This is a genomic window from Haemophilus sp. THUN1691 (assembly GCF_059704425.1).
The window spans coordinates 311,226-329,306 of the sequence record NZ_AP046578.1 but is presented as its reverse complement, the minus strand read 5'-3'; the positions used below and the strand labels follow the sequence as shown (position 1 = coordinate 329,306).

18 protein-coding genes and 5 tRNA genes are annotated in these 18,081 nt (G+C 34.5%); 13 read left to right on the top strand and 10 right to left on the bottom strand.

What is annotated here, in order from left to right; translation table 11 throughout:
- Positions 1-9 precede the first annotated feature (9 nt).
- The 7 genes from AC6H0J_RS01615 (at position 10) to glmS (ending at position 6,056) form a co-directional block, all read left to right on the top strand.
- Complete coding sequence (locus tag AC6H0J_RS01615) at positions 10-696, top strand: ComF family protein (RefSeq protein WP_497512733.1); 687 nt, start codon at positions 10-12, stop codon at positions 694-696.
- A gap of 75 nt (positions 697-771) precedes the next feature.
- Positions 772-1,368 (top strand): Fe-S biogenesis protein NfuA, encoded by a 597-nt coding sequence (gene nfuA / locus AC6H0J_RS01610; RefSeq protein ID WP_497512732.1) that lies wholly within the window; start codon positions 772-774, stop codon positions 1,366-1,368.
- A gap of 68 nt (positions 1,369-1,436) precedes the next feature.
- The gene (gene nudC / locus AC6H0J_RS01605; protein WP_497512731.1) at positions 1,437-2,234 is read left to right on the top strand and encodes an NAD(+) diphosphatase; all 798 of its coding nucleotides are present in this window, start codon (positions 1,437-1,439) and stop codon (positions 2,232-2,234) included.
- Between the two features lie 32 nt (positions 2,235-2,266).
- Positions 2,267-2,857, top strand: a complete 591-nt coding sequence (locus AC6H0J_RS01600; RefSeq protein ID WP_497512730.1) for a YjaG family protein — start codon at positions 2,267-2,269, stop codon at positions 2,855-2,857.
- A gap of 137 nt (positions 2,858-2,994) precedes the next feature.
- The gene (locus tag AC6H0J_RS01595; protein ID WP_005641275.1) at positions 2,995-3,267 is read left to right on the top strand and encodes an HU family DNA-binding protein; all 273 of its coding nucleotides are present in this window, start codon (positions 2,995-2,997) and stop codon (positions 3,265-3,267) included.
- A gap of 127 nt (positions 3,268-3,394) precedes the next feature.
- Positions 3,395-4,168 carry a DeoR/GlpR family DNA-binding transcription regulator gene (locus AC6H0J_RS01590; protein ID WP_005639139.1) on the top strand — a complete coding sequence of 258 codons (774 nt, stop codon included), beginning with the start codon at positions 3,395-3,397 and terminating at the stop codon, positions 4,166-4,168.
- A gap of 55 nt (positions 4,169-4,223) precedes the next feature.
- Complete coding sequence (gene glmS, locus AC6H0J_RS01585) at positions 4,224-6,056, top strand: glutamine--fructose-6-phosphate transaminase (isomerizing) (protein WP_497512729.1); 1,833 nt, start codon at positions 4,224-4,226, stop codon at positions 6,054-6,056.
- Between the two features lie 178 nt (positions 6,057-6,234).
- Here the strand turns inward: glmS and AC6H0J_RS01580 are convergent, their stop codons facing one another.
- Positions 6,235-7,239, bottom strand: coding sequence for a transferrin-binding protein-like solute binding protein (locus tag AC6H0J_RS01580; protein ID WP_497512728.1), 1,005 nt, complete (start codon positions 7,237-7,239; stop codon positions 6,235-6,237).
- Between the two features lie 78 nt (positions 7,240-7,317).
- On the opposite strand from AC6H0J_RS01580, the gene AC6H0J_RS01575 reads away from it, so the two are divergent.
- A complete protein-coding gene (locus AC6H0J_RS01575; RefSeq protein WP_162790467.1) occupies positions 7,318-7,467 on the top strand; it encodes a hypothetical protein in 150 nt (49 codons plus the stop codon).
- Between the two features lie 144 nt (positions 7,468-7,611).
- Here AC6H0J_RS01575 and lpt6 read toward each other — a convergent pair whose 3' ends face one another.
- The 5 genes from lpt6 to AC6H0J_RS01550 all read right to left on the bottom strand — a co-directional run bounded on the left by lpt6 (position 7,612) and on the right by AC6H0J_RS01550 (position 9,845).
- On the bottom strand, positions 7,612-9,267 hold the full coding sequence (gene lpt6, locus AC6H0J_RS01570; protein WP_118817497.1) for a phosphoethanolamine transferase Lpt6: 1,656 nt from the start codon (positions 9,265-9,267) through the stop codon (positions 7,612-7,614).
- A 121-nt stretch (positions 9,268-9,388) separates the two neighbouring features.
- A tRNA-Val gene (locus tag AC6H0J_RS01565) sits at positions 9,389-9,464 on the bottom strand.
- Positions 9,465-9,516: 52 nt separating this feature from the next.
- Positions 9,517-9,592: transfer RNA gene (locus AC6H0J_RS01560), tRNA-Val, on the bottom strand.
- Between the two features lie 58 nt (positions 9,593-9,650).
- A tRNA-Val gene (locus AC6H0J_RS01555) sits at positions 9,651-9,726 on the bottom strand.
- A gap of 43 nt (positions 9,727-9,769) precedes the next feature.
- Positions 9,770-9,845, bottom strand: a tRNA-Val gene (locus AC6H0J_RS01550).
- 171 nt (positions 9,846-10,016) lie between these two features.
- Between AC6H0J_RS01550 and gltX the strand changes: the two genes are divergently transcribed.
- From gltX to AC6H0J_RS01535, 3 genes are all read left to right on the top strand, one after another.
- Positions 10,017-11,459, top strand: a complete 1,443-nt coding sequence (gene gltX, locus AC6H0J_RS01545; RefSeq protein ID WP_497512727.1) for a glutamate--tRNA ligase — start codon at positions 10,017-10,019, stop codon at positions 11,457-11,459.
- Positions 11,460-11,539: 80 nt separating this feature from the next.
- Positions 11,540-11,615 (top strand) — tRNA-Ala (locus AC6H0J_RS01540).
- A 238-nt stretch (positions 11,616-11,853) separates the two neighbouring features.
- Positions 11,854-13,053: a tyrosine-type recombinase/integrase gene (locus AC6H0J_RS01535; RefSeq protein ID WP_497512726.1), complete on the top strand. Its 1,200-nt coding sequence runs from the start codon at positions 11,854-11,856 to the stop codon at positions 13,051-13,053.
- A gap of 529 nt (positions 13,054-13,582) precedes the next feature.
- On the opposite strand, the gene AC6H0J_RS01530 is transcribed toward AC6H0J_RS01535, so the two are convergent.
- Positions 13,583-13,981, bottom strand: a complete 399-nt coding sequence (locus AC6H0J_RS01530) for a helix-turn-helix domain-containing protein (RefSeq protein ID WP_046949302.1) — start codon at positions 13,979-13,981, stop codon at positions 13,583-13,585.
- 188 nt (positions 13,982-14,169) lie between these two features.
- Between AC6H0J_RS01530 and AC6H0J_RS01525 the strand changes: the two genes are divergently transcribed.
- Together AC6H0J_RS01525 and AC6H0J_RS01520 are read left to right on the top strand one after the other, a co-directional pair.
- Positions 14,170-14,775 (top strand): hypothetical protein, encoded by a 606-nt coding sequence (locus AC6H0J_RS01525; protein WP_497512725.1) that lies wholly within the window; start codon positions 14,170-14,172, stop codon positions 14,773-14,775.
- A 27-nt stretch (positions 14,776-14,802) separates the two neighbouring features.
- Positions 14,803-15,732 (top strand): hypothetical protein, encoded by a 930-nt coding sequence (locus tag AC6H0J_RS01520; protein WP_497512724.1) that lies wholly within the window; start codon positions 14,803-14,805, stop codon positions 15,730-15,732.
- A 42-nt stretch (positions 15,733-15,774) separates the two neighbouring features.
- Here the strand turns inward: AC6H0J_RS01520 and AC6H0J_RS01515 are convergent, their stop codons facing one another.
- From AC6H0J_RS01515 to AC6H0J_RS01505, 3 genes are read right to left on the bottom strand one after another with little or no spacing between them, the layout of a single operon-like run.
- Positions 15,775-17,493 (bottom strand): YonV C-terminus-related protein, encoded by a 1,719-nt coding sequence (locus AC6H0J_RS01515; RefSeq protein WP_497512723.1) that lies wholly within the window; start codon positions 17,491-17,493, stop codon positions 15,775-15,777.
- A 40-nt stretch (positions 17,494-17,533) separates the two neighbouring features.
- A complete protein-coding gene (locus AC6H0J_RS01510) occupies positions 17,534-17,806 on the bottom strand; it encodes a hypothetical protein (RefSeq protein WP_048953516.1) in 273 nt (90 codons plus the stop codon).
- Complete coding sequence (locus AC6H0J_RS01505) at positions 17,799-18,011, bottom strand: helix-turn-helix transcriptional regulator (RefSeq protein ID WP_048953513.1); 213 nt, start codon at positions 18,009-18,011, stop codon at positions 17,799-17,801. The genes AC6H0J_RS01510 and AC6H0J_RS01505 overlap by 8 nt, the downstream gene beginning before the upstream one ends.
- Between the last annotated feature and the right edge of the window lie 70 nt (positions 18,012-18,081).

Below are 18,081 nucleotides of genomic sequence, written 5' to 3'. Positions count from 1 at the left end.
TTTTAGACGATGAATTTTTTTAATTTTCGCTGTATCCACTGTCGTGGCAATCTTCATATCGCAAAAAATGGGCTATGTTCATGTTGCCAAAAACAAATTAAATCTTTTCCTTATTGTGGCCATTGTGGTGCGGAATTGCAATATTATGCGCTACATTGTGGTAATTGTCTTAAACAAGAACCTAGTTGGGATAAGATGGTCATTATTGGGCATTATGTTGAGCCACTTTCTATATTGATTCACCGTTTTAAATTTCAAAATCAATTTTGGATTGACCGCACTTTGGCTCGGCTTTTATATCTTGCGGTGCGTGATGCTAAACGAACACATCAGCTTAAATTGCCAGAAGCAATCATTCCAGTGCCTTTATATCATTTTCGCCAATGGCAACGGGGGTATAATCAGGCAGATTTATTATCTCGGCAATTAAGTCGTTGGCTGGATATTCCTAATTTGAATAATATCGTAAAACGCGTGAGACACACCCATACTCAACGTGGTTTGAGTGCGAAAGATCGTCGTCAGAATTTAAAAAATGCCTTTTCTCTTACTGTTTCGAAAAATGAATTTGCCTATCGTCGTGTTGCGTTGGTGGATGATGTAATTACTACTGGTTCTACACTCAATGAAATCTCAAAATTGTTGCGAAAATTGGGCGTGGAGGAGATCCAAGTGTGGGGGTTGGCGCGAGCTTAATATAAAGCACTGGAAAAAAAAGCGTGATGGGCGTATTATTCCTGATACTTTCTCTCAAGTATTTAGGACATTATTATGGAACAAGCAACTCAGCAAATCGCTATTTCTGATGCCGCACAAGCGCATTTTCGAAAACTTTTAGATACCCAAGAAGAAGGAACGAATATTCGTATTTTCGTAGTTAATCCTGGCACGCCTAATGCGGAATGTGGCGTGTCTTATTGCCCACCTAATGCCGTGGAAGAAAGTGATTTTGAAATGAAATACGACACTTTTTCTGCATTTATTGATGAGGTCAGCTTGCCTTTCTTAGAAGAAGCCGAAATTGATTATGTTACCGAAGAGCTTGGTGCGCAACTGACCTTAAAAGCACCGAATGCCAAAATGCGTAAGGTGGCTGATGATGCGCCATTAATTGAACGTGTTGAATATGTAATTCAAACTCAAATTAATCCACAGCTTGCAAGTCATGGTGGACGTATCACCTTAATTGAAATTACTGAAGATGGTTATGCAGTTTTACAATTTGGTGGTGGCTGTAATGGTTGCTCAATGGTGGATGTTACGTTAAAAGATGGCGTAGAAAAACAACTTATTAGCCTATTCCCGAATGAATTAAAAGGTGCAAAAGATGTAACCGAACATCAGCGTGGAGAGCACTCTTATTATTAGTGAGTGGTAAAAAGAAGATTTATAATAACCGCACTTTTTAAAGTGCGGTTATTTTTATGGAGTAAAAAATGAAAACACTTCATCCAGATGATTTTGGTTATTGGTTGCTTACTCAAGGTTCGAACCTTTATTTGCTGAATAATGAGTTGCCTTGTGGTACGGCTAAAACCCTTGGAATCGAAGGATTGCAGGCAATGCAAATCGGTGAATGGAAAAATCATCCGTTGTGGCTTGTGGCTGAGCAAGAAAGTGATGAACGAGAATATGTAAGTTTGCGTGGATTACTTTCTCTGCCAGAGGATGAATTCCATGTATTAAGCCGAGGTGTGGAAATTAATCATTTCCTGAAAACCCATAAATTTTGTGGAAAGTGCGGTCATAAAACACTACAAATTCAAGAAGAGCTTGCCGTGCAATGCACTCACTGCGGGTATCGAACTTATCCTGTAATTTGCCCGTCCATTATTGTTGCGGTTCGACGTGGCAAAGAAATATTGCTTGCTAATCACAAACGTCATTATCACCCGAATGGAGGAATGTATACCACTCTTGCAGGCTTTGTAGAGGTTGGTGAAACATTTGAACAAGCGGTGCGTAGAGAGGTTTTTGAGGAAACAGGGATTTTGATAAAAAATATTCGTTATTTTGGTAGCCAACCTTGGGCATTTCCGAATTCTCAAATGGTCGGTTTTCTGGCTGATTATGAGAGCGGTGAAATTACTTTGCAGGAAAATGAAATTCATGATGCGCAGTGGTTTTCTTATGATCAACCCTTGCCTGAATTACCGCCAACAGGTACTATCGCTCGCAAATTAATTTATGTGACGCTTGAACTCTGTAAAGCGGAACATAAATGCGATTCATAAATATTCCAACTCTTACGAATTAAGGAAATAAGATGCGAAACCCGATTCATAAACGTTTAGAAAACTTAGAAAGTTGGCAACATCTTACTTTTATGGCTGCTTTATGTGAACGTATGGCACCAAATTTCAAATTGTTCTGTCAAATGAACGAGCTTAGCGCTGAAACCAAAACGTATCAAAATATTCTTAATTTGGTGTGGGAATATTTAACGGTTAAAGATGCGAAGATCAACTTTGAAAATCAGTTAGATAAATTGGAAACGATTATTCCTGATGTGAATGATTACGAGAGTTTTGGTGTTGTGCCAGCGTTAGATGCTTGTCAGGCTTTAGCTGAAATTTTACATGCTATTATCGCGGGTGAAACATTAGAAAGAGCAGTGGAAATTAGCTTAATTTCTTTAGGAACGGTAACGAGTTTATTGGAGACTGAAACGGAGCGAGATTGGTCGGAAAGTGAACTTAAAGAAAGTGAAGATATTCAAGCGGAACTCGATGTGCAATGGCAGATTTATCGTTTACTTAAAGAATGTGAAAAACGTGATATTGAATTAATTTTAGATTTAAAAAATGAGATCCGAGCCGAGGGGATATCTAATATTGGTATAGAATTTCATCAATAACGTGATATTCGTCACAAATTTTATAAATCTTTCTTTTAATTAAGAGAAAGTTAGATTATCCTTTGCACAGCTTTTGCGGCTGGTCCGCTGGCGTATTTTAAAGAGTCAAATTTTTATTTAACAGAAGGTACAAATTTATGAACAAAACAGATTTAATTGATGCAATTGCAAGTGCTGCAGAATTAAACAAGAAACAAGCTAAAGCTGCATTAGAAGCTACTTTAGACGCGATTACTGCAAGCCTAAAAAAAGGTGAACCTGTACAATTAATCGGTTTCGGTACATTTAAAGTAAATGAACGTGCTGCGCGTACTGGTCGTAATCCTCAAACTGGTGCTGAAATCCAAATCGCAGCATCTAAAGTACCAGCATTTGTATCGGGTAAAGCATTAAAAGATGCAATCAAATAATTAATATTTGAATGATTTTAAACCCTGCCAATAAGCAGGGTTTTTTGTTACCTAAAATTTACTTTACAAAACAATCTTCTTTAAATAAACTTTCGAACCGAAATTTATTGCATTTAAGGATAGCTTTATGAAAAAAAGTAGCCAGCCTCGTAATACTAAACAACGTCGCCATACAATTATGCAACTTTTGCAAGAACAGGGAGAGGTGAGTGTAGAACAGCTCGTGCAGCTTTTTGATATATCTGAAGTGACTATTCGTAAAGACTTAAGTGCGCTAGAAACAAATGGTTTTTTATTGCGTAAATACGGTGGCGCAATTTTAATGCCGAAAGAAATTATTGATGAAAACGAAAATGATGAACTTACGAAACGAAAGTTTGTCATAGCGAAAGCCGCCGCCGAACGTATTCGTGATCATAACCGTATTATCGTAGATAGCGGAAGTACTACGGCGGCTTTGATTAAACAACTTAATTTAAAACAAGGCTTAGTGGTCATGACGAACTCACTTTCGGTGGCAACAGAATTGAGAGCATTAGAAAATGAGCCAACGTTGCTGATGACTGGTGGAACTTGGGATACTCGTTCGGAATCGTTTCAAGGAAAAGTAGCTGAACAGGTGCTACGTTCTTACGATTTCGACCAACTTTTTATTGGTGCCGATGGCATTGATTTAGCGCGAGGTTCTACGACTTTTAATGAACTTGTAGGATTAAGCCAGGTGATGGCGGAAGTTTCTCGCGAAGTTGTTGTGATGGTAGAATCTCAGAAAATTGGTCGGAAAATGCCAAATTTAGAATTAACTTGGCAACAAATTGATGTGCTTATTACTGATACAGGATTGTCAGAACAAGATAAACAAGCCATTTTAGCTCATGGCGTAGAAGTAATTTGCGTATAAAGTGCGGTTAAAAAAGTAGACGTATTTTTTATTTAATTAACAATAAGGAAAGCTTATGTGTGGTATTGTCGGCGCGGTAGCGCAACGTGATGTAGCGGAAATCTTAATTAATGGTTTACATCGTTTGGAATATCGTGGTTATGATTCTGCAGGCGTTGCAGTGGTAAATGAACATCATGAATTACAACGCGTGCGTTGCTTAGGTAAAGTTAAAGCTTTAGATGAGGCAGTATCGGAGAAACCATTGATTGGTGGTATAGGGATTGCGCATACGCGTTGGGCGACGCATGGTGAACCATCAGAAACCAATGCGCACCCCCATGCGTCAGGCACTTTTGCCGTAGTACATAACGGTATTATTGAAAATCATGAAGAACTTCGAGAATTATTAAAATCTCGTGGTTATGTATTTTTATCGCAAACAGACACTGAAGTGATTGCTCATCTGGTTGAATGGGAAATGCGTAGCACGGATTCACTTTTAGACGCTGTGAAAAAAACAGTAAAACAACTCACTGGCGCATATGGTATGGTGGTAATGGACAGCCGTCATCCTGAACATTTAGTCGCAGCTCGTTCTGGTAGTCCGCTAGTGATTGGCTTGGGTATTGGTGAAAATTTCTTAGCTTCAGATCAACTTGCACTTTTAAGTGTTACCCGCCGTTTTATCTTTTTAGAAGAAGGGGATATTGCAGAAATTACACGTCGTACAGTTGATATTTATGATACTTACGGAAATAAAGTTGATCGCGAAGTTCACGAATCTAATCTTGAAAATGACGCAGCAGAGAAAGGTAAATTCCGTCATTTTATGCAGAAAGAAATTTACGAACAGCCAACCGCACTTATCAATACAATGGAAGGGCGTATCAATCATGAAAATGTGATCGTCGATTCAATCGGTAATGGTGCAAAAGGCATTTTAGAAAAAGTTGAGCATATTCAAATTGTTGCTTGTGGCACATCTTATAATGCAGGTATGGTGGCGCGTTATTGGTTTGAATCTTTGGCTGGAGTGAGCTGTGATGTTGAAATTGCATCAGAGTTTCGTTATCGCAAATTTGTTACCCGTCCAAATAGCTTATTGATTACACTTTCTCAATCTGGCGAAACAGCCGATACTTTAGCCGCACTTCGTTTAGCGAAAGAAAAGGGCTACATGGCAGCATTAACAATTTGTAATGTTGCTGGATCTTCACTAGTTCGCGAATCAGATCTTGCATTTATGACTCGCGCTGGTGTTGAAGTTGGGGTAGCATCAACAAAAGCATTTACGACACAGCTCGCGGCGTTATTAATGTTGGTGACGGCACTTGGTAAAGTTAAAGGTCATATTTCTGCAGAAAAAGAGCATGAGATTATCAAAGCAATGCAATCTTTACCTGCAGAAATTGAAAAAGCGTTAGCTTTTGATACAGAAATTGAAGCATTAGCTGAGGATTTTGCTGAAAAACATCATGCGCTTTTCTTAGGTCGTGGAGCATTTTATCCAATAGCAGTAGAGGCCTCTTTGAAATTGAAAGAGATTTCTTATATTCATGCGGAAGCGTATGCGGCGGGAGAATTAAAACATGGTCCATTAGCGTTGATTGATGCCGATATGCCGGTAATTGTTGTGGCGCCAAATAATGAATTATTAGAGAAAGTAAAATCGAATATTGAAGAGGTTCGTGCTCGTGGTGGCCAATTATATGTATTTGCCGATAAAGAAGCGGGCTTTACACCAAGTGAAGGAATGAAAATCATCACGATGCCAAAAGTCAATGATATCGTTGCACCGATTTTTTATACAATCCCAATGCAGTTGCTTTCTTATCATGTGGCTTTAATTAAAGGTACTGACGTAGATCAACCTCGTAACTTAGCGAAGTCTGTTACCGTAGAATAAAGTGCGGTTGATTTTAAGATAAGTTTAAAGCACGGACTTAACGCCCGTGCTTTGTTATTTTAGTTAAACAAAAAGGATTAGATTTGTAAACTATAAAACCTAATCCTTGAATTGAATGGATATAACCTTGTTGGGGCAAGGTTATATTTCCTTTTTATGATTTATAAATTAATGGCTGTTATTTTTTAATCCCACGAAATGCACCACGGGATTTATCTGCTTCATTAGTAAATAAACCTGTCATTTCTTGGGCATTTTCACCGAAGAAACCGCCTTGAGTTTTAATACCATTCACTTCACCCGCAAAACTGTTTCCAGTGATTTTACCACCAAAGTTCATTTCTGGTACGAAATTAGGTTTTTCTTTGATATTAATATCAATAACTTTGTTAGCAAAATCTGCTGTAGCAGTCATTCCAGTTCTTTGACTATCATCCCCATCTTTCTTATAAGCAGCACCGCCATCGTACTCTACTTTGCCTGCTGTCGGGATTTGTGCTAGTGCTGTTGGATTTCCTTGAGCGTAGAAATATTGATTATCAGTTAAATTATGAAAATATGTACCAAATGCACTAGACTGAAAATCAGAATTACTTAAAATACTCTGCCCCTCTTTTACCATATGATATGGGTCACGGTATTCATCGTCCCAGCCATCTGGATCTATATTAGCTCTTCTAACAACAGGCACATACACAAATCTACCGTCTTTATCTCTAATTGCTAGATCACGAATGTCATTTGTTAATGCAGAATTTAACTCATTTTTCTCAAGATTTATTGTACCACCAGAAATAGTATCTTTCATTTCCCCACTAATACCACCGAAAACTTTATCACTTAGAGGAATACGGGCTTTTTCATCAGCTTGTAAATTTTCAAGTTTTTTTAATCTCTCTTCGGCAGCTTTTAGAGCCTCTTCAGCGGCTTTTTTCTCTGCTTCAGCCGCTTTTTTCTCTTCTTCAGTTTGCTGACCGTTTGCCTTTGCTGTATTAATTGCGGTTTCAGCCTTCTTAACCGCCTCTTCAGCTTTCTTATTAGCAGCAGAAATTCTTTGATTTAATTCATTCTCTGTTTGACGAATTTGATCCGAATTATCTGAACCACCTTTTGAACTAGAAGAACAAGCACTTAATGCGAGAGCACAAGAAAGTGCAATGATTGAAAGTTTGATTTTACTCATAGGGAAAGCTCCTCACTATTTTATTTGCTATACTAAATTAACGTACGATATATAAAATAAGGCGCTGGCGTTTATAATATGCTTAATCGTAAATACCATACTTGGGATACTTTACGCGGTATTAATAAAATCAGTACAACTGACTCTGTAGATACAGAAGGAAAAGGATTAGAGCGTTTTTATGCCCCTGGCCGTAATTTTGCAGGCTCTGTTGAAATTCGTTTTTAATCACTTTTACATGTGATAATAAGAGGATGTTATATATGCTCTGACTTCTAAAAAGTTAGACTATTAAATTAAGGACTAAGCTATGAAGATTAAAGAGCTTAGTCCTTTATTTTAGGGATAGATCAACATTAGCCTTTTATTTAGCTATTTTGCAATTTTTAAGGTTTGATAGAGATAATGACGATAGTCGTTCACGAATTCAGGATTAGAAGAATCTTCCAATTTTCCGTGACTTAATTTACACATTGCTATATTCGCTTTCATAAATTCATCTTCTGCTGATAATCCAGCTACATTCATCAAGACGCCTCCAGCAAAAGCGAGATCTAAAAAACGTTGCTCTTGCTTAAATTGACTCGCACAATTACTTCTTACAACAAATTGGGTCACATAATCAGGCTGTGCATAATCCCCTTTCTTCGGAGGGATAACATTATCAAATGCCACTTGGTGATCACCGAAATAACCTAGAACAAAAGGCTTTTTACGTTCATGTAAATAGTTATTCATTCCTTCAATCGCATCATTCAATGCGACAATACGTTGAGTATAGTCATTCAATGCAGAAATACTTTTAGCCCCTAAATTAGGCATTTGAAGATTAAATGTATTTTCCATGCCCAATTCATATGGACCATGTTCTCGCATAGTCAACACATAAACAAACATCGGCTGATCTACATTTTCTAACGCTGGATGCTGTTTTTCCAAAATCATTCGGGTGTACTTCATCATTTCTTCACTACTAATATCCCAAAGATTTTTACTGATAGGCGCAGGATAACCAAGATCTTGCGGCTGTAACATCAAATCAAAACCGAAATGATCATAAGCGGATTTCGCATTGTAATTACCTTTTGTAAAAGGAGATAAGGCAACACAAAAATATCCTTGTGCTTTTAGATTTTTCACTAAACCTGATTGTAAATGCGGCACAACAGAATAAAAAACGCCACTTGCTAACGCGCCAAAATCAGTCGAAGGCACACCAGCTAAAAAAGCAAATTCTGATTTCCACGTTGCGCCAGCAAAAGTATGTACACGCAACGGTGAAGCAAATACCGTATCATTTTGGGGTTCAAACATGGAAAGTGGTGGAATAGATTGCTGACTAAAAGCAAATTGATGAGGGTTCAGCGTAGATTCCATTAATGTCACTACAATATCGGGTTTTGTTTCAGATAGGTTGTTTGTATCAGATGAAAGTGCGGTCATTTTTTCAATAAAATTTTGGCTATTACCTTCAAAATTTGGCACTTTGAAAAAAATACCGCGGCAAGACATTGGTAAATTTAAAAATACATCACGACCATCATCAGGCAAAGAATCTAACCAAACTTGCACCGCACTTGGCTTTTTAGAATAATGCCACATCAAGCTAAAGCTAACGATAAATAATAACGCCCCAATGGTATTACCTAATCCCCCTAAAGACTCTACATCATTAAAACCAAAAATCGCATAACCTAATAACGCAAGTAGTCCAATAACGCCAAATAACGCACCTTTATAATGAATTAAGGTTTCCCAATTTCGCCAATCTACCACAAGAAAGAAATCTGAAATTAGCAAAGGCTGTTTGTAATAATGAATTTTTAAACGGTGAAACAACATCAGCACCACAAAAAGCACAGATGAAAAATTTAAAGCACGTTGCCATTGGCTGGAAACCATAAGCATGCTGCCAAATAAAAAAGTAAAAAGCGTAATAGCAAAGAAATAAGTCCAACGATAATGGGAGTTTACAATAAAAATTACTGCCGCAATCGTGAATAAAGCTAAGAAAATATAAGCGATCATGAATTTTCCCTATGATGCATAACAGACTAAAATGAGACATGACAATGTCTGCGCACTTTATCACGTAAACGTAATAGATTGAACGGTAAAAGAAAATTATTTGGATAATTTGAAAATAAAGTGGTGGGCGATACCGGTCTCGAACCAGTGACCCCCTCCTTGTAAGGGAGGTGCTCTCCCAACTGAGCTAATCGCCCGATAATATTAAGGTAAAACCCTAAATTTTCGGTTTATTTAAACACTTTTAAGTGGTGGGCGATACCGGTCTCGAACCAGTGACCCCCTCCTTGTAAGGGAGGTGCTCTCCCAACTGAGCTAATCGCCCACTAGAAAGCGTTTAAATGTAAAGGGAAAGTTTGAGCGGAAAGGACACTTTAGAAAAGTGGTGGGCGATACCGGTCTCGAACCAGTGACCCCCTCCTTGTAAGGGAGGTGCTCTCCCAACTGAGCTAATCGCCCGCTAGGTCAAACTTAGTAACATTAAGAACACTTTTTAGAGAAGTGGTGGGCGATACCGGTCTCGAACCAGTGACCCCCTCCTTGTAAGGGAGGTGCTCTCCCAACTGAGCTAATCGCCCTTAATGTTGTGGGTTGGCATTATAGGGAGAATGCATTTTCAGTCAATACCTTTTTATTAAATTTTGTTTAATTGTCGTAAAAATAAGCATAAAATCCGCTTTTTTATTTAGAAGTAAAACAAGTCGTAGTAGAATAACGACTAATATTTTATTGGAAGATAGGTTATAAAAATGAAACTAGATGCTCCTTTTGATTTAGATCCAAATGTAAAAGTGCGTACTCGTTTTGCTCCTAGTCCTACAGGTTATTTACATGTAGGTGGCGCACGTACCGCACTTTATTCTTGGTTATATGCGAAACATAATAACGGCGAATTTGTATTACGAATTGAAGACACTGATTTAGAGCGTTCAACACCAGAAGCAACGGCTGCTATTATTGAAGGAATGGAATGGTTAAATCTTCCGTGGGAGCATGGTCCTTATTACCAAACTAAACGCTTTGATCGTTACAACCAAGTGATCGATGAAATGATTGAACAAGGCTTAGCATATCGTTGTTACTGTACTAAAGATCGCTTAGAAGAACTTCGTCATACTCAAGAACAAAATAAAGAAAAACCACGTTATGACCGTCACTGCTTACACGATCACAACCATTCACTTGATGAACCCCACGTTGTACGTTTTAAAAATCCAACTGAAGGCTCGGTAGTATTTGATGATGCCGTACGTGGCCGTATTGAAATCAGCAACAGTGAGCTTGATGATCTTATTATTCGTCGCACAGACGGTTCACCAACTTATAACTTCTGCGTAGTCGTGGATGACTGGGACATGGGCATCACTCATGTGGTACGTGGCGAAGATCATATCAACAACACGCCACGTCAAATTAACATTTTAAAAGCAATTGGTGCACCAATTCCAACCTATGCGCATGTTTCCATGATTAATGGAGATGATGGTCAAAAATTATCTAAACGACATGGTGCAGTGAGCGTAATGCAATATCGTGATGATGGTTACTTACCAGAAGCTTTAATCAACTATCTTGTGCGTTTAGGCTGGGGACATGGCGACCAAGAAATTTTTAGTCGCGAAGAAATGATCAACTATTTCGAATTAGATCACGTTAGCAAATCAGCTAGCGCATTTAATACCGAAAAATTACAATGGTTGAATCAACATTATATCCGTGAATTACCGCCAGAATATGTGGCTACACACCTTGAATGGCATTATAAAGATCAAGGCATTGATACAACCAATGGTCCTGCATTAACTGAAATAGTCACCATGCTTGCGGAACGTTGCAAAACCCTAAAAGAAATGGCTAGCTCAAGCCGCTACTTCTTTGAAGAGTTTGAAACCTTTGATGAAGCTGCAGCGAAAAAACATTTCAAAGGCAATGCTGCTGAAGCGCTTGCAAAGGTGAAAGAAAAATTAACCGCACTTTCTAGCTGGGATTTACATTCTACTCACGAAGCGATTGAGCAAACGGCTGCTGAACTAGAAGTGGGCATGGGTAAAGTTGGCATGCCATTACGTGTCGCGGTGACAGGTTCTGGTCAATCTCCATCAATGGATGTTACCCTAGTCGGTATCGGCAGAGATCGTGTACTTACACGTATTCAGCGCGCTATTGATTTTATTCATGCACAAAACGCTTAATATTTAATCGGATAACAAACGCATAATAAAATCGTATTGACAGCCACATAGTCAAATTTTATCATGTCGCTGTCTTTTATGGGGATATAGCTCAGTTGGGAGAGCGCTTGAATGGCATTCAAGAGGTCGTCGGTTCGATCCCGATTATCTCCACCAAATTCTAATTCTATATAGTATGATATAGTCCGATAAAGCCTTGATATATAATGCATCAAGGCTTTTTTGTTGTTCTAACAAGTCCGATAGAAACTGACCAAATCCACAAATTTTAGTAACACTAATAGTAACACCATGGTATGATAGACTCATATAGTGTTACTAAATCACTTATAACTTAATGATTTATAAAATAAATTTCTAAGATTTTAGTGTTACTTCATTTTGGAGGTATCTAATGGCAAGAAGAGCTGCTCCCTTAACAGATACGGAGATAAAAAAAGCTAAACCAAAAGAAAAAGAGTATATCTTATGCGATGGTCATGGGCTTTTACTAAGAATTAAGCCTAACGGCTCTAAATTATGGCTATTTAACTATATACGACCTATTCTTGGTACAAGGACTAATTTAGGGCTAGGTACATATCCGATAGTTAGCTTAGCTGAAGCTAGAATGTTAAGAGATGATTGTCGTAAATTATTAGCTCAACAAATTGATCCTAAAAAACATAGAGAAGAACTAGAAAGAAAGCGGCTTATGGATACTCAAAGTTCTTTTGAGAAAGTTGCAGAACGTTGGAAAGAGAAAAAAAGTTCAGAAGTTGAAGAGAAAACGATCAATAAATATTGGCGAAACTTAGAGCTTCATCTTTTTCCTTTGATAGGTCGATATTCTATTAAAGAAATTAAGCCTTCTTTAGTAGTCCCAATGTTAAAGAAAGTGGAGGAAAATGGATCTCCAGATATGGTTAATAGACTATGCGGTCATCTAAATGAAATCTTAAATTTTGCGGTTAATAGTGGGTTAATTGAAAGTAATACTTGCCTAAAAATTAGCTCTACATTCAAGTCTGTTCGTCAAAGAAATAACCCTAGAATAACTATTGAAGAAATTCCTAACCTTATAAAATCAATACATAGTGCTAAGATTGAAAAGAAAACTCAATTATTAATCTTATTTCAATTATTAACCATGGTTAGACCTAATGAAGCAAGTAATGCTTCATGGAGTGAATTTGATTTTGATAAAAAAGAATGGACTATTCCTGCTGAAAGAATGAAAGTGAGGTTTCCACATACAGTACCATTATCATCTCAAGTAATGGCTTTGATAGAACAGCTAAGACCAATAACGGGTCATAATAAATATTTGTTTACTCATAGAAGTAATTTGAAGAAAGCAATGAGTTCATCTACTGTTAATATGGCACTAAAAAGGATGGGTTACAAAGATAAACAGACTGCACACGGATTAAGGGGATTGGCTAGAACTTTTTTAGCAGAACAAGGAGTTCAACATGAGCATGCTGAAGCTTGTCTAGCACATAAAACAGGAAGCCAAGTTAGCTTAGCCTATAATCATGCTAATTATTTAGCGCAAAGAAGGGATATTATGCAAATATGGGGAGATCACATTGAGAAATGTTCTCAATATTAAATTTCTTAGGAGAAATTGTCATTAAACGGAGTTGTTTTTTTTTGACCTGCCTCTATTAATAATAAAAAAAACAACTAAATATATTTATAAATTAGTTAAAAAGAAAACTCACTTTATGAATATCTATCTATATTTAATAGATATGATTACTTACCTATGTAAAAGCTACAAACATAAATTGTAGCTTTTACTATATAAAGATCTCTTAATTGAGTTTTTGAAGATGATCATTATTTTAGATCTATATAAAGGTCTAAGGCTGATGATTCTCATCATCAGCCCTTGATCTATAATTTTTATTAATTAAATAGAGTTCTAATAAGATGGGCTCTTAAAAATAGGAAATATCTCGGATATAGAATATATAGTCAATATAATGCTAAAGACGCTTATAGCAGCAAAGATAAAAAAACTCGTAGGGTAACTCATCTTGTCAGAAATAATGCTGCTAGCAGTGATTTAGATAGGTTATACAGCGTTTTTTGATACTTAAATAAATTAGATAAAATAAGTATATTATAGATAGTGTCTATTTTGATTTAAGCAAAGAAATAATCTCTTTCAATGCTGAAATCTCGCTATCTTTTTGTTCAATCACTAGATCTCTTTGTTTCAATAGCTCATCTTTATGTGAAATAGTTAGCTTTAATAGATCAATTTCTGATGTCAAATTCTCATTTGAACCGTAGTAGTTAGTATTATGATCATTCATAAAGAACAATACATTCTTATCATCATTTTTGATTAGTTCTAAAACATCAATATTAAAGATATTGGCAATTTGCTCCAATTTATGAAGATTGAGCTTAGTTTCTCCACGTTCAATTTTTGCATAGCCGTTCTTAGACATGTTCATTTTCTCAGCCATATCTTCTTGAGACCAATTTCTTGTTTCTCTAATTGTTCTAATTTTGTCATTTACACTCATAAAAAAACCTTTTACTCCACCAACAAAAAGTGGCTCGCTTATACCCTATTTGTTGGTGGAATGCAACAAATTATAAAATAGAATGCTGAAAATTAGCATAACTTCATGCAAAATCAAGTGTTTTTCTTCATATAGGTAGAACTACTTAAATTTTATCAAATTAATATTATCTAATTTTGGGAGAAAAAATGAAAGATTTTAATATTCCTAAGACTATTTTGTCTATATTTATTCCTTTCTTATTTTTTAACCATGCATATGCAGAAAATAAATATGATGGTTATACTACTCAAGAATGCATAGCTTCTAATTTAAGTAAGGTTGAAGAAGAAAAATGTTTTAATCAAGCAAGTTATTCATCGAGTGAAGAAAATAGTTCAAGTATTGAGATGCAAACTACTGGGAATATGGCTCAAGATTCCGCTTTATTTGAGCAGTCAGATTACCTTACTAAAGGTGCAAATATTGTAAGATTATATGAATTAGCTAAACTGATTTATAGAGAACAATTAGTAAATGGAAATGTGTTAGTTACTCTAACAAATACAGGTTATGTTTCAAATGGGGACAAAGCATTCAAATATTTAGAGCAGCATGGAGTAAAAAATAAATGGATAGCTCAACTAGTTGTAGTAATTATGTTTAATGCTATTAAAATCTCAGAGCAATATCAGCAAGATCCATTATGGTCTAAACGAGAAATTTATTATAATTTGATCCTTCCAATTTTAGATAAGTTAATGTTTAATGAATTACAAGATAGAGGATTTGAACCCTCTGATTATATTAATTAATAATTATTTTAATAAAAGGTGTTAAATATGAAAAAAGTATATAGTATTCCACTATTATTATCTGCATTTATAATTAGTGCTTGTAAACAAGAGACTCCAAATTGTTCTAGTAGCGATGCTCAAAAAATCATTTTTGATCTTATGAAAGAAGAATTAAGATTAAGCAATCCAAATTTATCTTCTTGGTCAAGAGTTTATGATAAGATTTCTTTTAAGCTAAATGATATTAGAACAAATAAGCATGATAAAGAGTTAGATAACTATCTATGTGTAGCTAATTTGGAAGGAAAGATAAGTGAGCAAGATATTCAATCTGTTCTAAATGATATAAGAAATGAGCAACAAGCTGAATATGAAAAAACAGAAATAATGCTAAAAAATGCATTTAATGAATTTTCATTAAAAATGGATAAAAGAGAAAAAGAACAGATATCTGAATTAGAAAATGAATATTCTAGTAAAAAGAACAGTCTTTCTTCAGATAAAAATAAAGCTATTTCTGATTCAGAACAAAAATTACTAGAAAATGAAAATCATTATAAAAGAATGTCTAGCCAAATCGAATTAGATGCTAAAAACTATAAAAGAGCAGGAGCAAGTGATAAAGAAGTATCTGAATCTTTAGAACGTAACAAAAATGAACTTTCTAATAATTACAATCATCATAAAAATAGATTCAATCAAGAAAGGGATGATAAGGTTAAGAATATTGAAGATAATCTTAGTATTTTAGAAGAATCTTACCCTCAAGATATTAATAGAGTAAAAATTTATTATCAACAAGAAAGGGATAAATATTTATCTGAAACTAAAGAACAGTTAGATAAAATGGTTAGAGAACATGAACAAGCAATAGAAGCTTATAGAAATCAATATAACAGTGGTATAAAAGCACCTGTACGTTATAAAATTGAAAGTAGTGATAATGGAAAAGATTTTTATGTAACTATTCAATAAAAAATAAAGCCTAATAGATTAGCTCCCTATTAGGCTTTTATTTTATAAAGTTAAATGTATATTAAGGTATTTCATAAGAGCATTTTGAAGTGGTATAACATCTCTCCTAGATTTAAATTTATGATCAACAATATCATTTAATTCTTTAAGGCTAGTTTTAATTTCCATAATTTCATTTTGTAAATCTAAAATATTCATTTTACAAATGAAATTTTTGACTTTTTTTAGTGTATTCTTATTCAATTCAGTTTCCATTATATTTAAGATTCTTCTCATTGTAGCCATTCTTTTAAAATCACTATCTTCTATATTCAATATACTATTAATACTTTCTTCAAATGGATCGTATCTATCTAATAATTTCTCATTATAATTGTAGAAAAATGCTATAGATATTGGCTTTCCTATTCTTGCTTGAGTTCTAAAAATTGCTTGAACTATTTCTGATTTTACTAGATCTTTAGATTCTATTTTAGTATTTAATACTTCAGAAAGTCTTTCTGCATGAAATGCATTATTAAACCATTCGCCAAAAAAGATAATTGAATCACAATCAATAAATTCATTGGTGGCTCTACATTTCCCTGAATTATAATGAATTACCTCACATTTGTTTTTTAAGTCTTTACTGATGTTTTCTTTTATGAAGCTAGTTAAATTTTCTATGTGGTCTGTGTTTTTCCACGTTACGATAAGATGTTTATTACTATTGATAGTAGAAATGTATCTTTCTAGTTTTTTTATATCTGAAATAAGATCTTCCTTATGTTTATTTTCACTTTTTCTTGTCCTTCGCATTGATAACAACGTATCATAATAGATATTATCATTGATAAATACCTTACTTTGATTGTACTTTTCGATATTCCAATTATTACTACCTTCAAATAAAAAGTCTGCTGTAGCATCTAAAATAATTAATTTTGTATTATTATCTATGAAATCATTAATATCTTGATGTATAGTAATGTCTGATGATATATCTGTATTAGATAGATCTCCTAAAGATACTATAAGTTTATTGAATAGCCAGCTAACTCTTTCATGATATAGTTTTTCATTTTTTATATCAGGTAAATTATTAAATAATTCCTTAAATATATTTTTGTCAAAATTTATTATATTCTTAATTGTCTCCTTGTTTAGCCTTATCTCTTTTCCGTATATCAACTCTCTCTTACAAAGTTCTACTAATAATTTCTCATGTTTTACTACTATATCCATATAAGGGGTCTGGAATTCATCAAAGATAACTAATTCTCTCTTTGTTATCTCTTTCTTTATGGGATCATCATAGTTAATGAATATATTGTTTGATTCATATAAAGCCCTCCAGTTATTAGTTACTACTATTCTATATTTTGACAAAGCATAAATATTACATTCTAATTCTGTTAATGTATCGCTTCCTTTATAAATTCCACAAATAGACTGTTTAGGATTTAATACTTTAACATCAAATACAAGCCTTTTAATTTCTTCATTTGTTTTTACAATAATCAAAGTAGACTTATCAGTATTAGCACAAAGAACCTTTAAATTTGTGGTTTTCCCTGAGCCGCAACCCCAAGCTAGGATTTGCCTATTTGAATAACTATCTATACTATCCTTAAGTTTGTAACTGCTATCGTCGATTGAATCACGTAAATAGTTATATCTAGAAAGTATATAGTTATTATCATCTATATTGTAATCAATCTCATTATTTTTTAATCTCCATCCATTCCACTCATCTGGAAAATTTACATTTTTATTATTCATAATTTGCCTCTATAAAAAGCCACTAAATAGTGGCTTTGATTTAAATTTTTAATATATAGATATTATCTACTTCAGTTTTTTTTAAATAATCTACCTTTATTAACTCATTTAGAGCTTTAATAAATAAATCTCTTTTTAAGTTAAAAACAGATTCTGAGTTGAAAGTAGTTATCATTATTTCTTTATTTTTACTTTTTATGATTAGTGTGTATAAGACATTTCTAGCATTACTAGTTAATCTCTTAAAACCTTTCTCTAATGGCAATTTTCTATTAATAATTGAAAAAATCTTATCATCTACTATTTTAACCATAGCACACCTCATTTGTTTTTTTAATTTCGTTTAAGTATTTATTTATATCTGATTCAAAGTAGCCTACGGAGTTAGCACCTAGGCTAACTTTTTTAGGAAAATTAGGTTTATAATAAGCAGAGTTTTTATCCTGCCAAATATAGAATGTACTTTTAGATACTCCTAATATAGTTAAAAATTCTTTTACCCTGATTATTCTATCCATGGTAAAGTCCTCTTATATAAAAAGGGTATTACTATTTAGCTAGTAATACCCTTATATTGTTTCGTTTAAA